General features: G+C 67.9%; 29 protein-coding genes. 9 read left to right on the forward strand and 20 right to left on the reverse strand.

The window, feature by feature from the left end:
- The first annotated feature begins 96 nt into the window (after positions 1 to 96).
- Positions 97 to 729, forward strand: a complete 633-nt coding sequence (locus AC3ISA_RS02315) for a DUF805 domain-containing protein (protein WP_489179169.1) — start codon at positions 97 to 99, stop codon at positions 727 to 729.
- 112 nt (positions 730 to 841) lie between these two features.
- Positions 842 to 1,561 (forward strand): DUF805 domain-containing protein, encoded by a 720-nt coding sequence (locus tag AC3ISA_RS02320; protein ID WP_372692994.1) that lies wholly within the window; start codon positions 842 to 844, stop codon positions 1,559 to 1,561.
- Positions 1,562 to 1,615: 54 nt separating this feature from the next.
- Here AC3ISA_RS02320 and AC3ISA_RS02325 read toward each other — a convergent pair whose 3' ends face one another.
- The 8 genes from AC3ISA_RS02325 to AC3ISA_RS02360 all read right to left on the reverse strand — a co-directional run bounded on the left by AC3ISA_RS02325 (position 1,616) and on the right by AC3ISA_RS02360 (position 5,658).
- Positions 1,616 to 2,164 carry a phage tail tape measure protein gene (locus AC3ISA_RS02325; RefSeq protein ID WP_372692995.1) on the reverse strand — a complete coding sequence of 183 codons (549 nt, stop codon included), beginning with the start codon at positions 2,162 to 2,164 and terminating at the stop codon, positions 1,616 to 1,618.
- Positions 2,154 to 2,330 (reverse strand): phage tail assembly chaperone, encoded by a 177-nt coding sequence (locus AC3ISA_RS02330; protein ID WP_489179170.1) that lies wholly within the window; start codon positions 2,328 to 2,330, stop codon positions 2,154 to 2,156. Before AC3ISA_RS02330 ends, AC3ISA_RS02325 begins: the two co-directional genes overlap by 11 nt.
- Positions 2,327 to 2,584 carry a GTA-gp10 family protein gene (locus tag AC3ISA_RS02335; protein WP_489179171.1) on the reverse strand — a complete coding sequence of 86 codons (258 nt, stop codon included), beginning with the start codon at positions 2,582 to 2,584 and terminating at the stop codon, positions 2,327 to 2,329. Before AC3ISA_RS02335 ends, AC3ISA_RS02330 begins: the two co-directional genes overlap by 4 nt.
- Before the next feature lie 111 nt (positions 2,585 to 2,695).
- Positions 2,696 to 3,106 (reverse strand): phage major tail protein, TP901-1 family, encoded by a 411-nt coding sequence (locus AC3ISA_RS02340; protein ID WP_055753040.1) that lies wholly within the window; start codon positions 3,104 to 3,106, stop codon positions 2,696 to 2,698.
- 85 nt (positions 3,107 to 3,191) lie between these two features.
- Positions 3,192 to 3,605, reverse strand: coding sequence for a DUF3168 domain-containing protein (locus tag AC3ISA_RS02345; protein ID WP_489179172.1), 414 nt, complete (start codon positions 3,603 to 3,605; stop codon positions 3,192 to 3,194).
- Positions 3,602 to 3,898 carry a head-tail adaptor protein gene (locus AC3ISA_RS02350; RefSeq protein WP_489179173.1) on the reverse strand — a complete coding sequence of 99 codons (297 nt, stop codon included), beginning with the start codon at positions 3,896 to 3,898 and terminating at the stop codon, positions 3,602 to 3,604. Before AC3ISA_RS02350 ends, AC3ISA_RS02345 begins: the two co-directional genes overlap by 4 nt.
- Positions 3,899 to 3,936: 38 nt before the next feature.
- On the reverse strand, positions 3,937 to 4,200 hold the full coding sequence (locus AC3ISA_RS02355) for a head-tail connector protein (RefSeq protein WP_489179174.1): 264 nt from the start codon (positions 4,198 to 4,200) through the stop codon (positions 3,937 to 3,939).
- A 219-nt stretch (positions 4,201 to 4,419) separates the two neighbouring features.
- Positions 4,420 to 5,658, reverse strand: coding sequence for a phage major capsid protein (locus AC3ISA_RS02360; RefSeq protein ID WP_489179175.1), 1,239 nt, complete (start codon positions 5,656 to 5,658; stop codon positions 4,420 to 4,422).
- A gap of 276 nt (positions 5,659 to 5,934) precedes the next feature.
- Between AC3ISA_RS02360 and AC3ISA_RS02365 the strand changes: the two genes are divergently transcribed.
- Positions 5,935 to 6,588 (forward strand): hypothetical protein, encoded by a 654-nt coding sequence (locus AC3ISA_RS02365; RefSeq protein WP_489179176.1) that lies wholly within the window; start codon positions 5,935 to 5,937, stop codon positions 6,586 to 6,588.
- Positions 6,589 to 6,631: 43 nt separating this feature from the next.
- Positions 6,632 to 7,432 carry a hypothetical protein gene (locus AC3ISA_RS02370; RefSeq protein WP_489179177.1) on the forward strand — a complete coding sequence of 267 codons (801 nt, stop codon included), beginning with the start codon at positions 6,632 to 6,634 and terminating at the stop codon, positions 7,430 to 7,432.
- Here the strand turns inward: AC3ISA_RS02370 and AC3ISA_RS02375 are convergent.
- The 9 genes from AC3ISA_RS02375 to AC3ISA_RS02415 all read right to left on the reverse strand — a co-directional run bounded on the left by AC3ISA_RS02375 (position 7,419) and on the right by AC3ISA_RS02415 (position 14,298).
- Positions 7,419 to 7,859, reverse strand: a complete 441-nt coding sequence (locus AC3ISA_RS02375) for an HK97 family phage prohead protease (RefSeq protein WP_489179178.1) — start codon at positions 7,857 to 7,859, stop codon at positions 7,419 to 7,421. The genes AC3ISA_RS02370 and AC3ISA_RS02375 overlap by 14 nt on opposite strands.
- 20 nt (positions 7,860 to 7,879) lie before the next feature.
- Positions 7,880 to 8,113 (reverse strand): hypothetical protein, encoded by a 234-nt coding sequence (locus AC3ISA_RS02380; RefSeq protein ID WP_489179179.1) that lies wholly within the window; start codon positions 8,111 to 8,113, stop codon positions 7,880 to 7,882.
- Positions 8,110 to 9,282 carry a phage portal protein gene (locus AC3ISA_RS02385; RefSeq protein ID WP_489179180.1) on the reverse strand — a complete coding sequence of 391 codons (1,173 nt, stop codon included), beginning with the start codon at positions 9,280 to 9,282 and terminating at the stop codon, positions 8,110 to 8,112. The genes AC3ISA_RS02380 and AC3ISA_RS02385 overlap by 4 nt, the downstream gene beginning before the upstream one ends.
- 127 nt (positions 9,283 to 9,409) lie before the next feature.
- Positions 9,410 to 10,495 carry an acyltransferase family protein gene (locus AC3ISA_RS02390; RefSeq protein WP_489179181.1) on the reverse strand — a complete coding sequence of 362 codons (1,086 nt, stop codon included), beginning with the start codon at positions 10,493 to 10,495 and terminating at the stop codon, positions 9,410 to 9,412.
- A 38-nt stretch (positions 10,496 to 10,533) separates the two neighbouring features.
- A complete protein-coding gene (locus AC3ISA_RS02395) occupies positions 10,534 to 11,583 on the reverse strand; it encodes an SGNH/GDSL hydrolase family protein (protein ID WP_489179182.1) in 1,050 nt (349 codons plus the stop codon).
- 77 nt (positions 11,584 to 11,660) lie between these two features.
- A complete protein-coding gene (locus AC3ISA_RS02400) occupies positions 11,661 to 11,948 on the reverse strand; it encodes a spike base protein, RCAP_Rcc01079 family (RefSeq protein WP_489179183.1) in 288 nt (95 codons plus the stop codon).
- Positions 11,949 to 12,135: 187 nt separating this feature from the next.
- Positions 12,136 to 13,308, reverse strand: a complete 1,173-nt coding sequence (locus AC3ISA_RS02405; RefSeq protein WP_489179184.1) for a DNA-packaging protein — start codon at positions 13,306 to 13,308, stop codon at positions 12,136 to 12,138.
- Positions 13,280 to 13,627: a hypothetical protein gene (locus tag AC3ISA_RS02410; RefSeq protein ID WP_489179185.1), complete on the reverse strand. Its 348-nt coding sequence runs from the start codon at positions 13,625 to 13,627 to the stop codon at positions 13,280 to 13,282. The genes AC3ISA_RS02405 and AC3ISA_RS02410 overlap by 29 nt, the downstream gene beginning before the upstream one ends.
- Before the next feature lie 218 nt (positions 13,628 to 13,845).
- Positions 13,846 to 14,298, reverse strand: coding sequence for a YcgN family cysteine cluster protein (locus AC3ISA_RS02415; RefSeq protein ID WP_489179186.1), 453 nt, complete (start codon positions 14,296 to 14,298; stop codon positions 13,846 to 13,848).
- Between the two features lie 117 nt (positions 14,299 to 14,415).
- Between AC3ISA_RS02415 and AC3ISA_RS02420 the strand changes: the two genes are divergently transcribed.
- Positions 14,416 to 14,730: an endonuclease domain-containing protein gene (locus AC3ISA_RS02420; protein ID WP_489179187.1), complete on the forward strand. Its 315-nt coding sequence runs from the start codon at positions 14,416 to 14,418 to the stop codon at positions 14,728 to 14,730.
- Between the two features lie 149 nt (positions 14,731 to 14,879).
- Here the strand turns inward: AC3ISA_RS02420 and AC3ISA_RS02425 are convergent, their stop codons facing one another.
- Genes AC3ISA_RS02425 through AC3ISA_RS02435 form a run of 3 tightly spaced genes read right to left on the reverse strand, consistent with a single transcriptional unit; the run spans position 14,880 to position 16,432 of the window.
- Positions 14,880 to 15,218 (reverse strand): DMT family transporter, encoded by a 339-nt coding sequence (locus AC3ISA_RS02425; protein WP_489179188.1) that lies wholly within the window; start codon positions 15,216 to 15,218, stop codon positions 14,880 to 14,882.
- Positions 15,215 to 15,793 carry a TetR/AcrR family transcriptional regulator gene (locus AC3ISA_RS02430; protein WP_372693015.1) on the reverse strand — a complete coding sequence of 193 codons (579 nt, stop codon included), beginning with the start codon at positions 15,791 to 15,793 and terminating at the stop codon, positions 15,215 to 15,217. The genes AC3ISA_RS02425 and AC3ISA_RS02430 overlap by 4 nt, the downstream gene beginning before the upstream one ends.
- A 45-nt stretch (positions 15,794 to 15,838) precedes the next feature.
- Positions 15,839 to 16,432, reverse strand: a complete 594-nt coding sequence (locus AC3ISA_RS02435) for a hypothetical protein (protein WP_489179189.1) — start codon at positions 16,430 to 16,432, stop codon at positions 15,839 to 15,841.
- A gap of 103 nt (positions 16,433 to 16,535) precedes the next feature.
- Here AC3ISA_RS02435 and AC3ISA_RS02440 point away from each other — a divergent pair, with 103 nt between their 5' ends.
- The 4 genes from AC3ISA_RS02440 (at position 16,536) to AC3ISA_RS02455 (ending at position 20,578) form a co-directional block, all read left to right on the forward strand.
- The gene (locus AC3ISA_RS02440) at positions 16,536 to 18,353 is read left to right on the forward strand and encodes an ABC-F family ATP-binding cassette domain-containing protein (protein WP_489179190.1); all 1,818 of its coding nucleotides are present in this window, start codon (positions 16,536 to 16,538) and stop codon (positions 18,351 to 18,353) included.
- Positions 18,354 to 18,633: 280 nt separating this feature from the next.
- Complete coding sequence (locus AC3ISA_RS02445) at positions 18,634 to 18,828, forward strand: hypothetical protein (protein WP_295173307.1); 195 nt, start codon at positions 18,634 to 18,636, stop codon at positions 18,826 to 18,828.
- Positions 18,825 to 19,613, forward strand: coding sequence for a hypothetical protein (locus AC3ISA_RS02450; protein ID WP_489179191.1), 789 nt, complete (start codon positions 18,825 to 18,827; stop codon positions 19,611 to 19,613). The genes AC3ISA_RS02445 and AC3ISA_RS02450 overlap by 4 nt, the downstream gene beginning before the upstream one ends.
- On the forward strand, positions 19,610 to 20,578 hold the full coding sequence (locus tag AC3ISA_RS02455; protein WP_489179192.1) for an alpha/beta hydrolase: 969 nt from the start codon (positions 19,610 to 19,612) through the stop codon (positions 20,576 to 20,578). The genes AC3ISA_RS02450 and AC3ISA_RS02455 overlap by 4 nt, the downstream gene beginning before the upstream one ends.
- Positions 20,579 to 20,608: the final 30 nt, after the last annotated feature.

The following is a 20,608-nucleotide window of genomic DNA, read 5'->3' on the forward strand; positions in this document are numbered from 1 at the left end:
AAGGTTCGACGACGGCGCACCGGCCGCGTCCCTTGGATCGAGACATGAGAAGCGATGTTCTGAGCTTGGATCCCGCGACGACGACGCGAGCCCCCCATGCGCGGTGAGATTCTCAAGTACGATCCCGAAACCGGGGCCGGCCTGGTCAGCGGCGACGACCTCGCCCGCTATGGTTTTTCATCCCGGTCGCAGGATCTGGCGGTCGGACGCCGCGTCGATTTCGTCGTCACATCCGACGGCGCAGCGACGGACCTGATCGTTCTGCAGGACACCCGCCCCCAACCCGTCGTCATCGCCGCCGAGCCGGACCTGGGCCTGTGGGGCTATTTCCGTCGCTGCGTAACCACGAAATACGTCGATGGAAACGGGCGCGCCCGGCGCATGGAATACTGGTCCTTCGCCCTGTTTCAGTTCCTGATCCTGATGCTCTCCATCATGCCGATCCTGGGGCTAGCGATCGCCGACGCCGAGACGGGGCAAGGCATGGAGGCTTGGGCCGTCGCCTGGATCTGCGTCGTCGCCCTGGTCTATTTCGGCCTGCTCATTCCGGGTGTCAGCGTCACGATCCGCCGCTTTCACGACGTCGGCCTCAGCGGCTGGCTGATCCTGATCGGCCTCATTCCCTACGTCGGCGGCCTGTTCCTCTTTGTGGTCAGTCTTCTGCCGTCGCAGCCATGCGTGAATGTCCACGGCGCACCGCCGAAAGGCATGGGCCAGATCGCAATTTGAGAGAAATTCTCAGGAACCGTTCGCCAAGCTTGACCTTTCAGTCTTGTCCGGCGCACGTCGTCTGGCGAAGTTCGCAAACTGCCGCTCGGCGGCGACAACCCAGGAGACCTCCGTGCGCGGTGAAATTCTCAGCTACGACGCCACGACCGGCGCCGGCCTGATCAGCGGCGACGACGGCGCCCGTTACGACTTCACCTCGGCCGCGCTCCAGTCGCCGGCCGTGCCCACGTCCGGCGTCCGCGTCGACTTCGTGCCCGAGGGCGGCGTCGCCACCCAGATCCTGATCCTCGCGGGCGCTGCGACCACCACCGGCGTCGCCGGCGGTTACGCCACTTCGGCCGCCTCCGCCGCTGTCGGCGCACCCGGCTCGGGCTTCGACTTCAAGTCCGCCATGCTGTCGTTCGACGGCCGCCTGCGCCGCTCGCACTTCTGGATCGGCTTCCTGATCATTTTCGGCGCCAATATAGTGCTCAACTTCATTCCCTTTATCGGCGCGCTGATCTCGTTGGCCCTGATCTGGTCGAACCTGGCCATTTCGGTGAAGCGCCTGCACGACATGGGCAAGACCGGCTGGCTGGTCGCCATCCCCTACGCCGCTTCCATCGTGCTGGGCATCGCCGCCGCCGTCATGATGGTCGCCGGCATCGCCGCCAGCGGCATGGACGAAAGCTACTACGAGAACAATCCGATGGCCGCCCTGTCCATGATGGGTCCGGCGTTCGGCATCTTCGGCATCATCATGCTGGTCAACCTGGCCTTCCTGCTGTGGGTCGGCATCACGGACAGCCAGAAGGGCGAAAACCGCTTCGGCCCGAACCCCAAGGGCGAATAGGCCTCAACGCCTGAACGACCTCCGCGCCGCCCCGTCCTCGACGGGGCGGCGTTTCTACATCCGCCGCGCACCCAGACTGACCGCCCGCGCCAGCATTTGGGCGATCTGCGCCTCGGACCGCAGCAGAGCCGGCGCGCCCCCGTCCACCGCCACATTGACGGTAACCCCGCCGCCCGAGCCTGCTAGACTGCCAACCGGCCCGATCTCGCCGCCCGTCGCGGGTCGAAACACCTCCGGCCCGCGCTCCCCGACCAGATAGGCCCCGCCGCCCAGTACCGGCCCGCCGTCCGCCCGCGCCCCGCCGAAACTGGACAGCACCGACTGGATCGCGCCGCTTAGTCCACCGCCTGGGCCGACCTGCGACCCCGCCGCCGCATTGACCGCGTTCAGCACCGCCCGCGCCAGTTCGGCCAGCGACACCTCCCCATCCGCCGCCGCCCTTGCCAGCGACCGCGTCAGGCTGTCGCCCGCGCGCCCGAACGCCTCCTCGATGGCGTCAGCCGCCTCCTGCGCCGGCGCCTTCAGCGCCTCCAGCGCCGCCCCAGCCTCCGCTGCTCTCAACGCGACCTGATCGATCCCGTCCCGCCCGAACTCATCCGCCATCCGGCCAACCCTCCATCAATCGCGCCAGCCCGTCACGCCCGAGCGGCGCCGTCCCGCGCGGCGCCTGCGTCAGCATTCGCCACTCCTTCAGCGACAGCCGCCAGAACGCCTCCGGCGCAACGCCCATCGCCGCCGCCAGCCTCAGCATCTCGTCCCACGGCGTCACCTCGCAGCCGCCGCAAACGCCTGCGCCACCGCGACCGCCGCCTCGCGCGGATCGACGCCGGCCACATTCGGCGCCTCGTCCCCGCCCCCGCGCAACACCGCCGCCAGCACCACCATCAGATCCCTCGCCGACAGCGTCTTCATCCGCTCCGCCACGGCCGCCAGCCCATCGACGCCCAGCTCAGTCTCGATCTCCGCCAGCGCCCCCAGCGTCAGACACACTCGTCGCCGCTCGCCGCCGATTTCAACGAGCATTTCACCCCGCACGCCGTTCATCACATCTCCGATTTCGATTTCGTGAGCGGTGAATCGTGATGCGTGATCAATGCCTCGCCTCACGATTCACGCATCACCATTCACGAGGCCTCATATTGCGCTGAACCCGATGGCACCCGCGCTGGCCAGGCTCAGCGCAAACGTCGCCTCCCCCTCATGCTCGCCGGCGTATTCCAGCGCCGCCACCAGGAACGGCCCCTCCAGCACGCCGAAGTCCGGCACGATCAACCGCCACCGCTTCGCCGCCTGATCGAAGAAGGCCTCGCGCACCAAGGCGTCCGACGCCGCATCGCGGAAAATGCCCTGTCCCGACACCGCCGCCGACTTGACGCCCGCCCCCGCCAGCAGCTCGCGCCACCGCCCGGCGCTGTCGCCGTCCGTTGCATCCACCGTCTTCGCGTTCAGCGAAATCGTCCGCGCCCTCAACCCCGCCACCGTCGTGAACACGCCCGGCGCGCCCTCGATCTTCAGCAGCATGTCCTTGCCGGCCTGTGCCGTCATTCTGTCCTCGCTTTGCTCGTTGGTGGTGAGTCGTGAATCGTGAGCCGTGACGACCAGCCGTTCGCAGGCCGGCTACAGTCACGGCTCACGACTCACCATTCACCTCTTCCGTCACCGCCCTCAGCCGCACCACCGCATAGGTCCGCCGCCCGTCACCCGCCCGAAACACATCCGCGAACGTCGCCCTCAGCGTCGCCGTCCGCACGCCATCGGCCTCCAGCACCGCCTCGTGAAGACAGGCCCGCACCGCCGCCGCCACCGCCTTAGCCTCCTCCGATCCCGCGAACCGCGACACGCCCGTCAGCGTCAGCCGCTGCTCGACCCCGCCCCCGTCCGCCGCCACCGGCCGGCTCTCGCACCGCCCGATCACCAGATGCGGAAACTCAGCCCCATCCGGCGCCTGATCCCAGACTCGCCCGGCCAACATCGCCTGCACTGCGGCATCGCCCCTCAGCGCCGCCAGCACCGCCTTCTGCAGCGCGCTCTCGTGATCCCTCATCGCACCCGCTCCAGATCCAGCTTCGCCCGCCCCGGCCGCGCATCCTCGACCGAGACAATCCGCCAGTCCGCCCCGCCGAACCGCAGCACGCGCCCGACCGTCAGCCGAGGATCCGCCCGCGCCTCCGCGCCCATCGTCTCGACCGCCCGCCGCTGCTCCCCTTCGCCGCGTTCGGTCCGCCCGCGCGCCCCGCACTTCAGCCAGGCCGACCCGACCACCTTGAACGTCACGCTGCGCCCGCCATACGGCGTCTCGGCCTCCACCGGCTGAAACAGCCCCGCAAGAACTCTCATGTCGGCGCTCAAGTAGGCCGAAGGCCGATAGCGCCCAGTCAAAGTCGCACCACGCGATAGGGCGCGATCCAGCCCTCGACCGGTTCCACCGCCACCGGCTCCCCCCGCTCATAGGCCCGCAGCACCAGCATCAGGATCGCCAGCCGCAACGGCGCCGGCGAGGTCGATGTCAGGCCCAACCCCACATCCCCCTCGACTTTCGCCTGCGCCGCCTCGATCAAGGTCTGGATCAGCCCGTCCTCGGCCTCATGCTCGATCCTCAGAAACAGCTTCGCCTCCGCCACCGTCACCGGCTGCGCCATGGCAATCTCCATTGTCAAAAATCAGACCTCTCCCTCCCCCACGGGGGAGGGTGGTCGAGCCGCAGGCGAGACCGGGTGGGGAGGGCCAGGCAATCCAAGTCCGGTCGCCCTGCCGCCCCCACCCGGCCGCTACGCGGCCTGCCCTCCCCCGCAGGGGGAGGGAGAAACGAGCGCCATCACATCAGCTCGCGCTGAACTTCGTCACCTTGCCCTCCGCGACTACGTCGCGGAGAACTTCATCACCTTGATCGCGTCGAAGTTCTGCACCCCGCCGCCGACCCGCTTGGTCGTGTAGAACAGCACATAGGGCTTGGCCGAATAGGGATCGCGCAGCACCCGCACCCCCGCCCGATCCACGATCAGATACCCCCGCTGGAAGTCCCCGAACGCGATCGACAGGCTGTTGGCCGCCACATCCGGCATCGTCTCGATCTCGGTCACGGGATAGCCCAGCAGAGACGCCGTCTCGCCCAGCCGCGTCGCCGGCTGCCAGATGTAGTTGCCGTCCGCGTCCTTGAACTTGCGCACGGCCGAAACCGTCTTGCGGTTCATCACGAAACGCCCGTTCGGCCGATACTGGGCCTTGGGCGCATAGACCAGGTCGATCAGCCGGTCCGCCGGACTGGTCGGGGCGAAACCGCCCGCCGCGCCGGACGCCACATAACCGATCTGACCCCAGGCCTGGCCCGCATCCGCCACGGTCGGATAGGTCAGGAAGCCCTTGGGCTTGTTCACCCCGTCGCCGCCCACGAAGGCCTGGGTCTCCTGCGCCGCAAAGGCGTCCTCGACTTCGGCGGCCAGCCATTCGTCCAGATCGACCATGGCGTCGTCCAGCAGCGCCTGGGTCGCCGCCGGATTGGCGTAGAGATCGGCCGACGGGAACTCCAGCAACGCCAGGGTCGCCGGGTCCGTCTCCGGCCGCGCCGCCGTCTCCGCCACCCAGCCGCAGGCCACGCCCGCCGTCGACACCGGCTTACGGAACACGCCCGCCGCCACCGTGCGCACCGTGGCGATCTCGCGCATCGGCGAGGCCGCCATCAGACGCCGCTCAATGGCCCGCTCGGTCTCGTACGGCACGACATAGCCGCCCGAGGTCGCCCCGCCCGACAGCCCCGCCTTGACCTCCAGCGCACCCGACTGACCCGTCTTCAGATAGCCATCCCAAGCCGCCTTCGCCTCGGGCGCAGCCGCGGGCTCGGCAGGTTCGCCCCCGATCATGCCGGCGATCTGGGGACGCCTGTTCTGGCTCATCACACGATCCAGCCGCGCCTGCGCCGACGCCACCGCCTGGTCGATACGCGCCACCTTCTCCTCCAGCAGCACATCGGCCGCCGCCTTCTTCTCGATCTCGTCCAGCCGGACGTCGTTCGCCCCTTTGAACGCCTCGAACGCCGCCATAATCTCATGCACGACAGCGCGCGCCTCCGGCGAGCCGGAAGCCTGTTTGGTCTCTTTCATGATATCTCCGGTTTTTAATGGAAGGGGCGGCGCAGGTTGGAACCTGCAAGCGCCACGTCGAAGCCTCAGAGCTTCGATCTCTTTGCCGGCACGGGCGATTTCGCCCACGCCTTTGCAACGCACGGTAATCTTACCGTTCGCGCATCTTGAAAACGCTGATATGTCTGAAAAGCGAAACCCCGCGAGGGCCTTTCGGCTGTCGCGGGGCTCTATCAGTCCGAAACCGTATGCCTAGGCAGTGACGAGTTCCGGCTCACTCGGATGTCTATACGCATAGTGGCGAACGTAGTTCAACAAAGTCTTATAGAGCAGCTTAGGCCCGTCATATCCGACGAACGGATCGGGACATATCTGACGGCGGCTGGTTTTGACACGGACCGAGCGCTGCGCCTCTACATCTGGAACGCCCTCATAGGCGAAGCCTTTCACCTGCCCATTCAATCCGTTGAGGTCGGCCTGCGCAACAGGATCAACGCTCATTTGATCAATCTGTACGGTCCGAAGTGGTGGCAGGAGCAAGTGTTTCTGACGATGGCCGGGCGTGAACGCGCTTCGGATATCGAGACCGCGTTGCGGCGCATACGCAACAGAGGCGCGTCGCTCGACACAGGCCAGGTGGTCGCCACGCTCTCGTTCGGCTTCTGGGCCAGCCTGCTTCAAAAGAAGTACAATCCTCCGTTATGGGGCGGCCGTCTTTCCTCCGCCTTCCCCTATCTGCCTCCTGGGACCAGTCGCGGCGATCTCGCCAATCGCGTGAAACGTGTGGCCGATTTCAGAAACCGGGTCTGGCATCACGAGCCGATCACCAAAAAGGATCTGCTGGCTGAATACTCGGTCGCCATGGAGCTTCTAGGCTGGATATGTCCGGTGAAAGCAGGATGGGTGCGTCCCCATTGTCGTGTTCCAACCCTCATGCGACAGAAGCCGTGAACCTAAGGCGTGTCCTATTCATGCCGTCCTTGGACAAAGCCTGATGTCCCACCTCACGCCGCTCGGAAGCGCCGTCATGGACGCCATGGTCTGGCAGATGGGCGACGGCGTCCCCGATCTGGCGGCGCAGGCGGCGTCCAGTTCGCCGGGTCTGCGTCGCAACACCGGCGCCGGCCTCTATTCCCGGATCGTCGTCGATGCGGACCGCATCGCCGCAAACCCGGACGCCACCGGCCTGTTCGGCACGGTCCATGTCGTGGTCGGCGATCTGCCCGATCCCATCGGCTTCCAGATCGAGCTGCGCCAGGGGCGGCTGATGGCCCTGCACGGCCAGAGCTATGGTCAGGACACCCGCGCCATCGACTTCTCCAGCACCCCCTTCGGCGAGGTCTTCACCGTCGACGCCCGTGGCCAGTCCGTCCTCTACCGCCCCGCCCGGCGCGCCCCCGATCCCGTCGCCCCCAGACCAAAACCCGCCGTCCGCCCGGCCCCACAGGCCCAAACCCCGGCCCAGACCAAGCCCCCGGTCGCCGCCGTCAAGCCTACGGACCCCACCCCCGCGACTGCCGCCACGCCCAGCCTGACCGAAATCCTCGCCAGCGTTTCCAACCCCACCGCCTCTCGCGCCGGCAAGCTGGCCCTGGTCTATCTCGGCGCCTATGCGCTGGCGGTGCTGTTCGTCCTGTTCGCCGAACTCGTCCTGCATCTCGGCTGGGTCTTCGCCGCCATCGTCGCCGGCTGGGCGTTGCGCTACATCCACGGCTCGAAAGGCCGCGCCAAAATGGCCGACCTCGCCGACCACCTGGACCGCAACGGCGCCTTCGAGGCCCTCAAGCCAAACTGAACCGCGCGCCCGGCAGCATCGGAAACGTCACCAGCGACACCTCCCACAGCTCGACCGCGCTCAGCACCCGCAACCGCCCCTGACGCCGGGCCCGCGCCGTGCGGTATCCGATCGACAGTCCGTCGATGGCCCCCGCCCGGCTCAGCGCCCCGGCGAACCGCGCTTCGGTCGACCAGTCCTCGATCAGCCCACGGACGAACAGCCCCCGCGCGTCCTCAATAATCTCGTCCCAGACCCCGACCGGCGCCCGCCCATCGTGCTGGTTCAGCATCCGCACGCCCGCTGCGCCCGTCTTGCCCAGACTGTCCGCGAACGCCCCCGCCTGCACCACATCCCCGTTCAGATCCGCCACGCCCCACAGCGAGGCGTAGCCTTCGATCCGAAGGGGTGAGTGGTGACTCGTGAGCCGTGAATGATTGCGCTCCATCACCACTCCCGATTCACCACTCACGACCCGCCCTCCAACCGCCGCTCGATCCGCTCCACGGTCGCCGCCGTCGCCTCGCCCTGGACCTCCAGCCGCGCCAGCCGTTCGGCGACCAGCCTCTGTTCCCCCACCCGCTGCTCCAGCGTCGCGATCCGCGCCGCCGCGCCCCCGGCCCAGACCAGGCCGCCGATGGTTTGCACCGCCACGGCGATCAGCAACGCCGTCGGCACGCGCCGGATTTGATGTTCGGTCATTCGCCCACCCCCGCCATCCGCCTGCGCTCCTCGTCCGTCAGGAAGCTCGCCGCCTCCAGCCGCGCCCACAGGGCGTCCCGCTCGGGCTGCAAGGCCGACACCGCGTCAAGGTCCGCCCGCACCTCGCACCCCGCAAACCGCTCGCCAAGCCAGCCCGTCATCGCCCCCGCCGCCTTCTTCACCAGCGGGATCACCGTCTGTCGCCAGAAGGCCGCATTGGCCTCGCGATAGTTGGCGTAGGTCGCGTCCCCCGGTATGCCCAGCAGCTGCGGCGGAACCCCGAACGCCAGGGCGATCTCGCGCGCCGCCGCATGTTTGCCGGCCGTGAAATCCATCTCCGCCGGCGTCAGGCTCAGCGGCTTCCAGTCCATCCCGCCTTCCAGCAGGATCGGCCGCCCGGCGTTCGTCGCCCCGGCGTAGACGTTCGACAGCTGGTCCTTCAGCGCCTCGAACTGCCCGTCCGTCAGCCGCTCACCGTTACGCGCCCCGTAAACCAGCGCCCCCGACGGCCGCGCCGCATTGTCCAGCAGGGCCTTGTTCCAGGCGCCCGCCGCATTGTGCGCATCCACCCCTTGCGCCGCCGCCTCCAGCGGCGACAGCCCATACCAGTCGTCCAGCGGATGCCACAGCTTCAGGTGCATCACCGGCGCCCATCCGTCCGCCGCCCGCCCGATCCGCACCGACCGTCCGTCTACGGAATAATCCCACGCCTCGGGCCAGCCGGAGCGGCCCGGAACCACCTTCACCCGGTCGGAACGCAGCGCCCACAGCTCGTCCGGCGCCCCGTCCCCATCCGCATCGCCGGTCGCCTCGACCCAGGCGTTGCCCGACACCTGCAACGCCCCATAGACCGCCTCCATCAACTCGGCCCCCGACTGTTCGGGATTGGGCCGACGGATCAGCTTCGCCAGCGGATGCGCCTCGTCCCGCGCGCCGTCCACGAACACCGCGAACGGCGCCGCCGCCGCCGCCTCGGCGATCATGCGGATGCAGCGATAGGCCACCGCATTCTTCTGATACCCCTCGCGCGCCAGGCTGGCGTAGTCGTTCGGCGTCCACCGCGGCCGCCCGACCCCCGACAGGGCGATCACCCCGCCCGCCCGGCTTTCCTTCGCCTCGGGCGCACGCACGCGCCCCGCCTGGCCAAACGGCCACCGGATCGAAACCATCACAATCTCCTCAGATTTCTTGTCCCTTCTCCCAGTGGGAGAAGGTGGCTCGAAGAGCCGGATGAGGGTCGGCTGGTGGGCCAAATCGCACGAGCCCCGCCCTCACCCTTTCGCGCAAGTCCGACCGCTACGCGTTCGGGCGCTCAAGCCCTCTCCCAACGGGAGAGGGGCGCATAACTTTCAACACCGGCCGCTCCACCCACAGATGCACGATGACGCCCGCGGCCAAACTCGCGAGCACCGTCAGCCCAACCACCGCATCCCCCGGCGCCGCGACCATCCCGCTCTCGAACAGCCGTCCCAATGCCCGGACTGCCAGCACATGCGTCAGATAGATCGAATAGGACGCATCCCCCATGAAGGCCGCCGCCCACTCCAGCCGCCCCGGCGTCGCGTCAACCCGCTCCATCCGCACCACACCAAACACCAGCAACGCACTGGGCAGGCCCCAGATCAGCACCCGCCTCAACCCATTCCACGGATCGTTCAGCGCCCGCACATCGTCGATCCCGCCATAGCCGATCACCAGGCTCAGCCCGAACCCAACCATCGCCAGCCCGACCGCCCACCGCCCCAGCCGACGCGGCGCCTCCCGCCACACCGACGCGATCCCGACGCCCAGCAAAAACTCCAGAATGATCGGCGCGCCCCAGAACCTCAGCACCGGCGCCGCCACGACCAACCCGGCCGCCAGCATCGCCGCATAGGCCCCGACCAACCCCCAGCCGACCCGCCTGCCGCCCGCCATCGCCCCACCCGCTATGGCTAAGCCGAACCCGGCGTAGAACAGCATCTCGAAACACAGGGTCCACCCCGGCCCCAGCGCCGGAAACGTCATCTCCAGTCCGCTGAACGGCCAGAACAGAAATGTCGCCACCGCCACCTCAGGGCTCAGCGTCCCGCCCCGCGCCATCCCCACCAGGATAGGCAGCGACAGCAGCCAGTAGATCGGCGCCACCCTGCGAAACCGTCGCCACAGAAAGTCGCCGGCCGCGCCCACGCCCGCCTGTCCCCGCGTCGTCGTCGCGATGATGAAGCCGCTGATGACGAAGAACACGTCCACGCCCACCGCGCCGAAATCCTCCAGCGTCCCGCCGGCCAGCGCCGTTTCCAGCCCCAGCCGCGTCCCCGCCAGGTCCAGCGCATGGGCGACGACCACCGCCGTCGCCGCCGCGAACCGCAGCCCCTGCACCCCGTAAAACCGCTCCCCCATCCGCCACGGTTAACATCGCGCGCGTAGAACAAACAACCTCAGATAATCACCCGCGCCCGCATCGCCTCGGCGATCCTCGCCTGACCCGCTGCATTGGGATGGACGGAATCGAACATCAGCCCGCCGGCGAAACTCCCGCCGAACAGGGCCGTCCCGTCGATGGGCGCCGCCAGCCCCCGCGCCGCCGCAACCTCGAATACCGCATCCCGGATCGCGCCCTGGGTCGCATAGCTCGCCTTGCCCTGCGTCGGGTCCGACGGACAGCCCGTCATCAGCAGCACGTCCCCCGTCGTCAGGCACCGATCCACCAGCATGCCCAACCCGGCCTTGTAGGTCGCCACAGCCGTCCCCGCGTTCCAGTCATTGATCGTCAAACACACGACCGACAGATCGGGCGCCGCCGCCGGGATCGCCCCATAGGCCCGATACGGCTGGTCCGTCGTGATCCAGTCCGCCACCTTGGCCCCGCCCCATCCCGCATTGATCACCCGCGCCCGCCGCACGTCCGACCGCCACGCGACCCCGCCCGCGATGAACACCGCCCCGCCCGAGCCCCAGCGCACCGTCACCGGCCCGCTGGTCTCGGGAAAGGCCACGGTCGTCACCTCCATCGACGCCGGCTTGGTCGTGTTCACACTCGCGCGCACCACCCCGTCCGTCTCGACCGTCATCACACCCAGCGCCGTATTGGTCACGGCCCACAGGTCGAACCGATCCACGGCCGCGTCGGGCTGAAAGCTCCAGGCGCCAGCGGACGCCGCCGCGCCCGAGAACAGCTTGCCGCCCATCCCCGTCAGCGCATTGACGCCCCACCCCGCGCCCATCGTCACGCGCGGATCATAGGCCGAATAGCCCCCGCTCGCCCCGTCCGCCGCACCGGCCCCCGCGACCGACGCCGCCGAGGCCGGCAGGCCGCGACCGCTCATCATCGCCGCCAGCCGCTCGGGCCAGGCGCCCGCCCGACCATTCGGCGTCCAGCCGCCGGAGACCGCGCCATAGCCTTGCGTCACGCTGTCGCCGATGCACAGCAGCCGCGCCTCGCGCCCGCCCGCCTGCATGGTCCGCACCGCCGCCGACCAAAGGGGCAAATCCGGTACGGAAAACCTCGACCGCCCCAATACCCCGCCCGGCGCCGCCGTCGTCGCCCCGATCTCGACGCCCGACATCAGTCGAAGGCCGCCACGATCTGCGTCGCCGTCGTCCCGGTCGCCAGCACGCGCCGCACCTGCACCGGCAACCACCCCACCGGATGGTTGGCGAACATCACCGCATCCCCATCCTCAGCCCCCACCGTCAGCACACGGACATTACCTGCCGCCCCGACATACAGCGCCTTGGCATAGGCCGTCAGATCGACCGTATCGCTGGGCGTCACCGCCACCGCGCGCCGCGCCGGCCCGCTCGCATCGCGCCCATGATTCAGCAGTCCGTCCCGCTCGGGAATGGCCGGCATCTCGTCTCTCCTGTTCAAAAAATCTCCCTCCCCCCGCGGGGGAGGGTGGCTGAGCCGCAGGCGAAGCCGGGTGGGGGCGGCAAGGCGCCCCATCACCGATCTTGCGTGATCATCCGTGCGCCCCTGCCGGGCCGCCCCCACCCGGTCGCTCCGCGACCCCCCTCCCCGTTCCGGGGAGGGAAAAGCCCTAGAGCCTTCTTATCGATGGTCCCGCCGACTGCGGCCCCAGCATCAACCGCGTGATCGCCCATACCAGGGCGTCCGCCCGGTCCGGGCTAGGCCCGCCCTCGCACCCCAGGGCCAGCATCTCTTCCTCCAGCGCCGGAAACGCGTCGCAGTGGACCACCCGCCCCTGTTCGTAGAGCAGGGCCACCGGCTCGGCCCGCGCCGCCTTGGACCGCGAGGCGTGCACCATCTCGACCGGCGCGGGACAGTCGTTGGTCCTCAAGACCGCGCGCACCATGTCCCCGCCCTGATTGCCCTCGGCGACCACCTCGTGCGCCCCATAATCCCGCGCGGCCTGACAGACCGCCTTGGCCCAGCCGCCCGGCGACAGCCCCCGCACCGTCCGGTCGGCCAGAACGAAGGCCTGCCGATCCCTGCGACCGACCACCACGATCCCGCAGGCGTCGCCGCCCGCCGTCGCCGGCGGATCGACCGCCACCACCACCCGCTCCAGCTCGACCGGCCGCGCGCCCCTGGCCCGTTTCAGATCCTCGATACGGAACAGGGCGCCCTCGCCCTCTACCACCAGGCCTTCCAACTCCTGCGCCGCCAGCCGCGTCCCGCCATAGACGTCGTGCAGATGCGCCAGAAATCCGGGCGACAGGTTCTGCGCGTTCAACGCCGTCGCCGCCCGTTCCGTCACCGTCCCGGCCTCGGCCATCAGCCGCCTCAGCGCCGGGATCGGCCGGGGCGTCGTCGTCACCGCCAGCAGCGGCTCGTCCCCCAGCCGCAATCCGAATCTCAGGTTCGACAGCACCATCTCCGGCTTGCGCCAGGCGCAGAACTCGTCCGCCCAGGCCGCATGAAACTGCGGCCCCCTCAGACTGTCCGGGTCTTCCGCAGAAAACGCATAGGCCGCCGATTGATTGCCCCACACCAGCCGACGCCGCCCCGCTTCCCAGCGCGGCCGGTCACCCGGTTCCGCCAACGCCTTGATCCCCGACGCCCCCTCCACCATCACCTCGCGCACGTCGTGCAGGGCGGGGCCGACCAGAGCCAGGGTGATGCCGGGCAGCTCGCGCGCCATGATGTCGATCCAGACCGACCCGGCGAAGGTCTTGCCCGACCCTCGCCCGCCCAACAGCAGCCAGGTCTTCAGATCATCGTCAGTCGGAAGACACTGATGGCTCGCCACCCGACAATGGCTGCGATGCAGCCTTAGCTCGCGCCCTTTCAGCAGCCTCGGCGTTCTTTTCTTCCAGAATCCGATCAAGCCTCTCGTGCTCGACGACCAGCTCCTGTCGGATTCGCTCGTCTTCTGCGGGATCGTAGGTTCGTCCACCCATCTCGTCCTCTTCGTTGTCGCTCAGGCACAGCAGCCGCATCGCCTCGACCGCCTTGGCCGAGCGCGCGATCACCCCGATCTGACGCGCGACCTTTTCGGCCGTCACCGCGTCCTCGATCTCTGTCTTGCAAACCTTCTGCGCGGCCTCTTCCATCTTGGCCTTCAGCATCAGGAACATCGGCTCCAGCCATCCGGCGCAGGCCGCAGCGCTCTCGCGAGCGCCACCCCGGCCGCCCTCTTCGTCATCCCGATTTCCCGTCATGCCCAAACCATAGCGCAGCAGCGTCCTCAGGCCGGAAGAACGCCCACATAATTCGCCAACGATTTGTTTTCTAAAGACTTCGACCAGCGTCATTGCGCTGGCTAGAGGGGGCTACCCTAGCAGCCTCAGCCCCGCTCCAGCATCCATTCAGGCGCCTCGAAGTCCAGCGCATCCTCCGGCTGGGCCAGCGACAGCTCCGAAATCGTCTGCCCCCGCACCGACACCCCGGCCGTATGCACCGTCTCGCGACTGCCCGAGATCAGGTGATGCCACCCCGCCAGCGGCCGCCCCTCGTGCAGCCGGCGATAGGCGCACGACAGGGGCATCCACCCCAGCGCCTCGATGTTTCCGGGCGTCAGCTTGATGCAGTCGGGCACCTGGGCCTTGCGGTTCGCATAGTCCGAGCACGAACAGGCCTGGGAATCGAACAGCTTGCAATGCACCCGCGTCGGAATGACCTCGCCCGTATCCTCGTCCTCGAACCGGATCACGCAGCACAGCCCGCACGCATCGCACAGCCCCTCCCACTCGGACGGCGACATCTCGGCCAGGGTCTTGGTTTCCCAGTAGGGCGCCATCAAATCCTCCCCCGTCTGCGGGGGAGGGGGGCCACGAAGGGGTGGAGGGGGCGGACGCCGCACCACGCGCGACGCATCCCCTTGCCAAAGGCACAGCTTGTGATGGTGATGCACTCCATGAGAGCGCCGGTCCTTACCCAAAAACGCGCCAGAAGTCTCCGCCGGACGATGTCTTTGTCAGAAGTCCTGATCTGGCAGCGTATTCGAGGCTGCGGCTTTCGTCGCCGGCACGCTTTCGACGCCTTCATCCTGGACTTCTATCGCGCCAGAGACAGCCTCTGCATCGAGATCGACGGCCAGCAGCACGACCTCGCCTGTGACGGCCGCCGCGACGCCTATCTCGCCGAAAGAGGTATCCGCACCGTCCGCATTGCCGCCGTCTCTGTCCTCGCCGACCCAGACGCCGTCGCCGAATTCATCCTGTCCCTCTAGATTCTCCCCCGTTCACGGGGAGGGGACCGCGCGAAGCGTGGTGGAGGGGGCGGAAACGGGCTGGATGTGAAACGTCTGGCGCACCGCGCGCCTTTGCCCCCTCCACCGCTTCGCGGTCCCCCTCCCCCGCTACGCGGGGGAGGATTGTTTCAGTGACCCACCGTCTTGGAGAACAGGTTGATCACCACCACCCCGCCGACGATCATCGCCAGACCCGCCATCGCCGGCAGGTCCAGCCTTTGGCGGAAGACCACCGCCCCGATCACCGAGATCAGCACCACGCCCAGCCCGCTCCAGATCGCATAGGCGATCCCCACCGGCATCTGCCTCAGCGCGATCGACAACAGGTAGAAGGCCACGCCGTAACAGGCCGCCATCCCCGCCGTCGGCCACAATCGGGTGAACTGCTGCGAGGCCTGCAGCAGGGTCGTCCCAGCCACTTCCAGCGCGATGGCGCCCAGCAGCGCCATCCACGTCACCGGGCTCATGCGTCGTTCGCCGTGATGGGATGTCCGGGCGTCAGCAGCGACAGCAGCGCCTTCCTCTGCTCCGGCGACACATTGTGCGTGCCGAAAATGTCCGACATCCACAGCCCGTCCGCGATAAGCATCAGCATCAGGGCGTCGTCTGCCCCGACTGGATCGCGCGGATCGTCCACCTTCACCTTTTCCATCCAGCCGTTCCAGCGTTGCGACAGCGCTGGCTCGATGGCGCAGGCGGCCATGACGACGCGCCCGATGCTGACGTCCTGCGGCGTGAACGGCTCGTTGACCGTGGCCCTCAGATAGGCCCGCGCATTGCGACCGTAGGGTTCGGGATCGCGCGCCGCCTCGGCCAGTATGGCCTGCATATGCATCTCGCCGAGATTATCGATCATCCCCTCCAGCAGGGCGATCTTGGTCGAGAAATGGTGCAGCAGGGCGCCCTTGCTGACGCTCGTGCGCGCCGCAACCGCATCCAGCGTAAAGCCTGACGCCCCCAGTTCGGCGGCGACCTCCAGCGCCTTTTCGATGATTTCAGCGCGGGTGTCGTCGGGCGCACGGCGGCGTGTGGTCGTGTCCATACGCGCTACATACCAACCGGACGGTAACTGTCAAGACGTGCTAGATCAGGCTTGGCGCGGCGTCCGCCGACGGCTCCAGGCCACCCAGGCGATGCCCAGGATCGACACGAAGATGCCACCGAAGAACGCCCCCACCGCCGACAGGACGACGGCGAACATCCCTGTCATGAAGCCCTGACCCACCGCGATCACGGTCTGCGGCCCGGCACCGCTGTCGTAATCCGCCGACACCCTGTAGGTCCCGGCCCGGTCGATGCGGAACTTCTGGATCGACTGCCCCTGCCGTCCGCCGAAGGTGTAGGTCGAGCTGCCGCTCGGTGTTCGCGTCGCCACCGGGCTTCCGTCCGCCGCCTGGACCTTGACCGCCAGTCCGCCCACGTCTTGCACGACATAGACCCGCCCATCGACGACGCTGCGGAACTCCAGGAACACCGTGTGGTCGCCGGGTTTCAGCATCAGGTCGCGCGCGCCCGGCACGACGATCTGCTCCAGCCCGTCGTCCAGCGCCGGCAGTTTCGTGGCCATAATGACCACCATGATCACGATCCCACAGATCGCCGGCAGCACAGCCAGCAGATAGAAGATTCGCCCCGGCTTACGTTCTGGCGCTCCTCCGCGCCCGTTCGACGTCATATCCATCCCTGCATCCCCCGACTGCACACTGTGCACGAACTACACCGTGTCGCCCGGAAACCGTCAACGCCGATGGCGGTTCGGCCTCCCCTCCTCTATATGGCCGCCCATGGCAGCCAGACCCCCCCTCGTCGCACTCAAGGACGTCCGTCTTCAGGACGGCCAGCGCCCCCTCTTTGACGGCGTCGACCTCGCGGTCGAACCGCGCAGCCGCGCGGCCCTCGTCGGCCGCAACGGCGCCGGCAAGTCCACCCTGATGAAGGTCGTCATGGGCATGATAGAGCCCGACAGCGGCGACCGTTCGGTCCAGTCCTCCGTCCGCTTCGCCTATGTGCCGCAGGAGCCCGTCATCACCGGCGAGACCCTGCTGGACTACGCCTCCTCCGGCGAGGCCGAGAGCTGGACTGCTGAATCCTGGTTGGCCACCTTCGGCCTGAACCCCGAGAAATCCACCCAGGGCCTGTCCGGCGGCGAGACCCGCCGCGCGGCGCTCGCCAAGGCCTTCGCCGAAGAGCCCGACCTGCTGCTGCTGGACGAGCCGACCAACCACCTCGACATCCTGGCCATCGAACTGCTGGAGAATGAGCTGATCCAGGCCCGGTTCGCCCTGCTGGTCGTCAGCCACGACCGCGCCTTCCTGAACCGCGTCACCAACACCGTCCACTGGCTGGAAGGCCGCCGCGTCCGCACCCTGAGCAAGGGCTTCGTCGAGTTCGACGAATGGTCCTCCAGGGTCATGGAGGAGGAGGCCGAATCCCTGCGTCGCCTGACCAAGACCATCGAGCGCGAGACCGCCACCTTCTACTCCTCCATCACCGCCCGCCGCAGCCGCAACGAGGGTCGCGCCCGCTCGCTGAACGCCCTTCGCGCCGAACGCGCCGAGAAGATGAAGGACGCCCCGCGCGAGCTTTATCTGGGCGTCGATTCCGGCGGCACGTCGGGCAAGCTGGTCGCCGAGATCAAGGGCGTGTCCAAGGGTTTCAACGGCCGCACCCTGTTCAAGGACCTGACCACCCGCATCATCCGCGGCGACCGTCTGGGCATCGTCGGTCCCAACGGCGCGGGCAAGACCACCCTGGTCAAGACCCTGCTCGGCGAACTGCCGCCGGACGAAGGCACGGTCCGCATGGGCTCCAACCTGGAGTCCGTCTATCTGGATCAGTCGCGCGAGGGGCTGAAGTCGGACATGACCCTGTGGGACGCCCTGACGCCCGGCGGCGGGGACTCGATTCTGGTGCGCGGCGTGTCCAAACACGTCGCCGCCTACGCCAAGGACTTCCTGTTTTCCGAGGCCCAGCTGCGTCAGCCGATCTCGACCCTGTCGGGCGGCGAGCGCAACCGCCTGCTGCTGGCCCGCGCGCTCGCGAAACCCGCCAACCTGCTGATCCTCGACGAACCGACCAACGACCTCGACATGGACACGTTGGACAAGCTGGAGGAGCTGCTGGAAGGCTATGACGGCACCCTGATCCTGGTCTCCCACGACCGCGACTTCATCGACCGCCTGTCCACCTCGACCCTGGCCCTGAACGGGCGCGGCGACATCGTCGAGACCCCCGGCGGCTGGACCGACTTCATCCGCCAGAACCCCGGCTTCCTCCAGCCCGGCTCCAACCCCCGCCCCCAGGACAAGGCCGCCGCCCAACGCGCCGCCGAGGCCGCCCCGGCCGCCGTCGCCCCCAAGAAGGCCGGCAAGCTGACCTTCAAGGACGCCCACCGCCTGAAGGAGCTGGAAGCCCTCATCGACACGCTCCCCGCCACCATCGCCAAACACGACGCGACTTTAGCCGACCCCGCCCTCTACGCCCGCGACCCCAAGACCTTCGACGCCACGATGAAGGCCGCCGACAAGGCCCGAGCCGACCTGGAAAGCGCCGAACTGGAATGGCTGGAACTGGAAGAGAAGAAGGCGGCGCTGGCGGGGTAGAGGCTGGTATGGCCCAAAGGACCGTCCTCTCAACCATACCAGCCTGAACCCAACCCCACCCGTCATCCTCGCCCTTCTGGCGAGGATCCGTAGACTCCGTCGGAGAAGCGACGCATCTCGTCAACACCGGGAGTCTGTATCCTGGGCACAAGGCCTAGGATGACGAGATTGGGGAAAGTCCGTCCGCCGCCGTTGTCTGCTTACGGAATTGGCGATCCGACTTGAAACCGGTGCGCGCGTCCCGATCTTGTGTTAGCGTGAAGACACCAAAGGAGGCTCCATGTCGTATATGCAGATCGCTTCTGAAGAGACCCTGCGCGCCGGTCGCAAGATCGTGGAACAGTATGGCAGCTGGTCGGCCGCCATCGCCAAAGGCGAGCGCCGCGACGACGGCGTCGTTGTGCTGCCTGCGCCACCTGCGGTTCAACCCGCCAGCAAGCCGACTCAGATCAAGAAGCCGGCCCGCGCCGCTTGACTGTCACCCTGGGGGTCGCCTGGGCGCTTTTCATCCTTGCGCCGGGCCTGGCGGTGTTCGCCGCCCTCTATACCTCGGGCGGCGGCAAGGTGGTCGCACCCGCCCCGCCGGCTCCCAACTCCTTCACAGCCCTGTCCATCGTCATCTTTGGCGCACTAGCGGCTCATGCGGCGGGCGCGGGCCTGTTCGTTCTCAACGACCTAGCCGCCCATCTACTGCCGTCGATCCATGTGCCCTGGAACCCGAACCCCTACGCCTACTTCCTGGCCGCGCGACCGAAGGACGACCCTTTCCTAGGCTTGGAGGCGTGGTTCCTTCTCAGCGTTTTGCTGGCCCTGTCCTACGGCGCCTATCTGGCGATGCGGGGGGCGATCAACCAGGCTGAACGCATCAGCATCACCCGTCAGCAGCAGGAACTGCCCCAAACGGCGACTCCCCTGTTCCGTTTCCTCTACGGGGGCTGGGCTTCGATCCTGACACAGCTCAGCCCAGAGCCTGACTACAACAAGCACTTGGCCGCCTATGTCGTCACCGACATGGAAATCGAGGACAGCTGGATCGGCTACGAAGGCGAGGTCGAAAGCCTTTCCCTAGATACGGACAAACAGATCGTCGCCCTGACGCTGAAGAACTGCCAAGCTTTTCGCTTGGTCTCGACCCAGACCGGCCTCAGCCACAAAGTCGTCCGCCGCACCATCCCGATTCCTCTCATGCTGATCGAGCGGTCGCAGATCAAGAACATCGCCCTCCAGGTTGTCTTCCAGCGCAAGTCCCTTCCCAAATGACCCTGCGCACCCACCTCGTCGAGTTCGCCCCGCCCCAGCAGGCGGCGGTGCGGCGGATCAACGCCGTCCTCGCCCGCGCGCCGCGCCTGCGCACCGACGGCTGGCGGATCGATGCAGGTCAGCGGCTGTCGCTGTGGCTGGACGCCGCCGCCGGGCGGGTCACGGTCCCCCGCCTCAGGAAGCGCGGCGTCACGGTCGAGATCATCCAGACCGATGGCGACCATCCCGTCCCCTTGCGCATCCTGCACCCTGTCGGCACGCCCCGCGCCGTCATCCTGGACATCCACGGCGGCGGCTGGGTGCTGGGCAGCGCCAGTTTGAACGATCGGCTGAACGCCCATCTGGCGCACCACGGCTTCTGCGTCGTCTCGGTCGATTACCGCCTGCTGTCCGAGCGTCGCCAGATCTATATCGACGCCGCCATCGCCGACTGTCTGGCCGCCGCCTACTGGACCGTGACCAACGTCGACCGGCTGGGCGCCTCGACCCTGTTTCTGACGGGTGAATCCGCCGGCGGGCATCTGGCGGCCCTGACCGCCGTGGCCCTGCGCGACCAGGGGCTGATCGACCTGGTGAAGGGCTGCGTCTTCACCTACGGCGTCTTCGATTTGTCGGGGACCGAGAGCGTGCGCTCGGCCGGACCAGAGACCCTGCTGTTCAACGGCCCGACCATGCGCGCCGACCTGGCCCGGTTGGCCCCTGATCGCGACGAGGCGGGCCTGCGCCGGCCCGACGTGTCGCCTCTCTATGCCGACCTTACCGGCCTGCCGCCCGCCCTGTTCATCGCCGGCGAGGACGACCCCCTGTTCGAGGACAGTCTGCTGATGGCCACCCGCTGGGGCGAGACCTCGGACGCCGACCTCATCCGCGTGCCCCAGACCCCGCACGGCTTCCTGCACTTCGGCGGCCCGGCCGCACGGGGCGCGCGCAGAGCGATCCGCACCTGGCTGGATGCTCGGATTTAGAGCCTTCGGGCCCCAGGTTCTGGACTCATA

The organism is Brevundimonas sp. KH_058, from assembly GCF_057838505.1.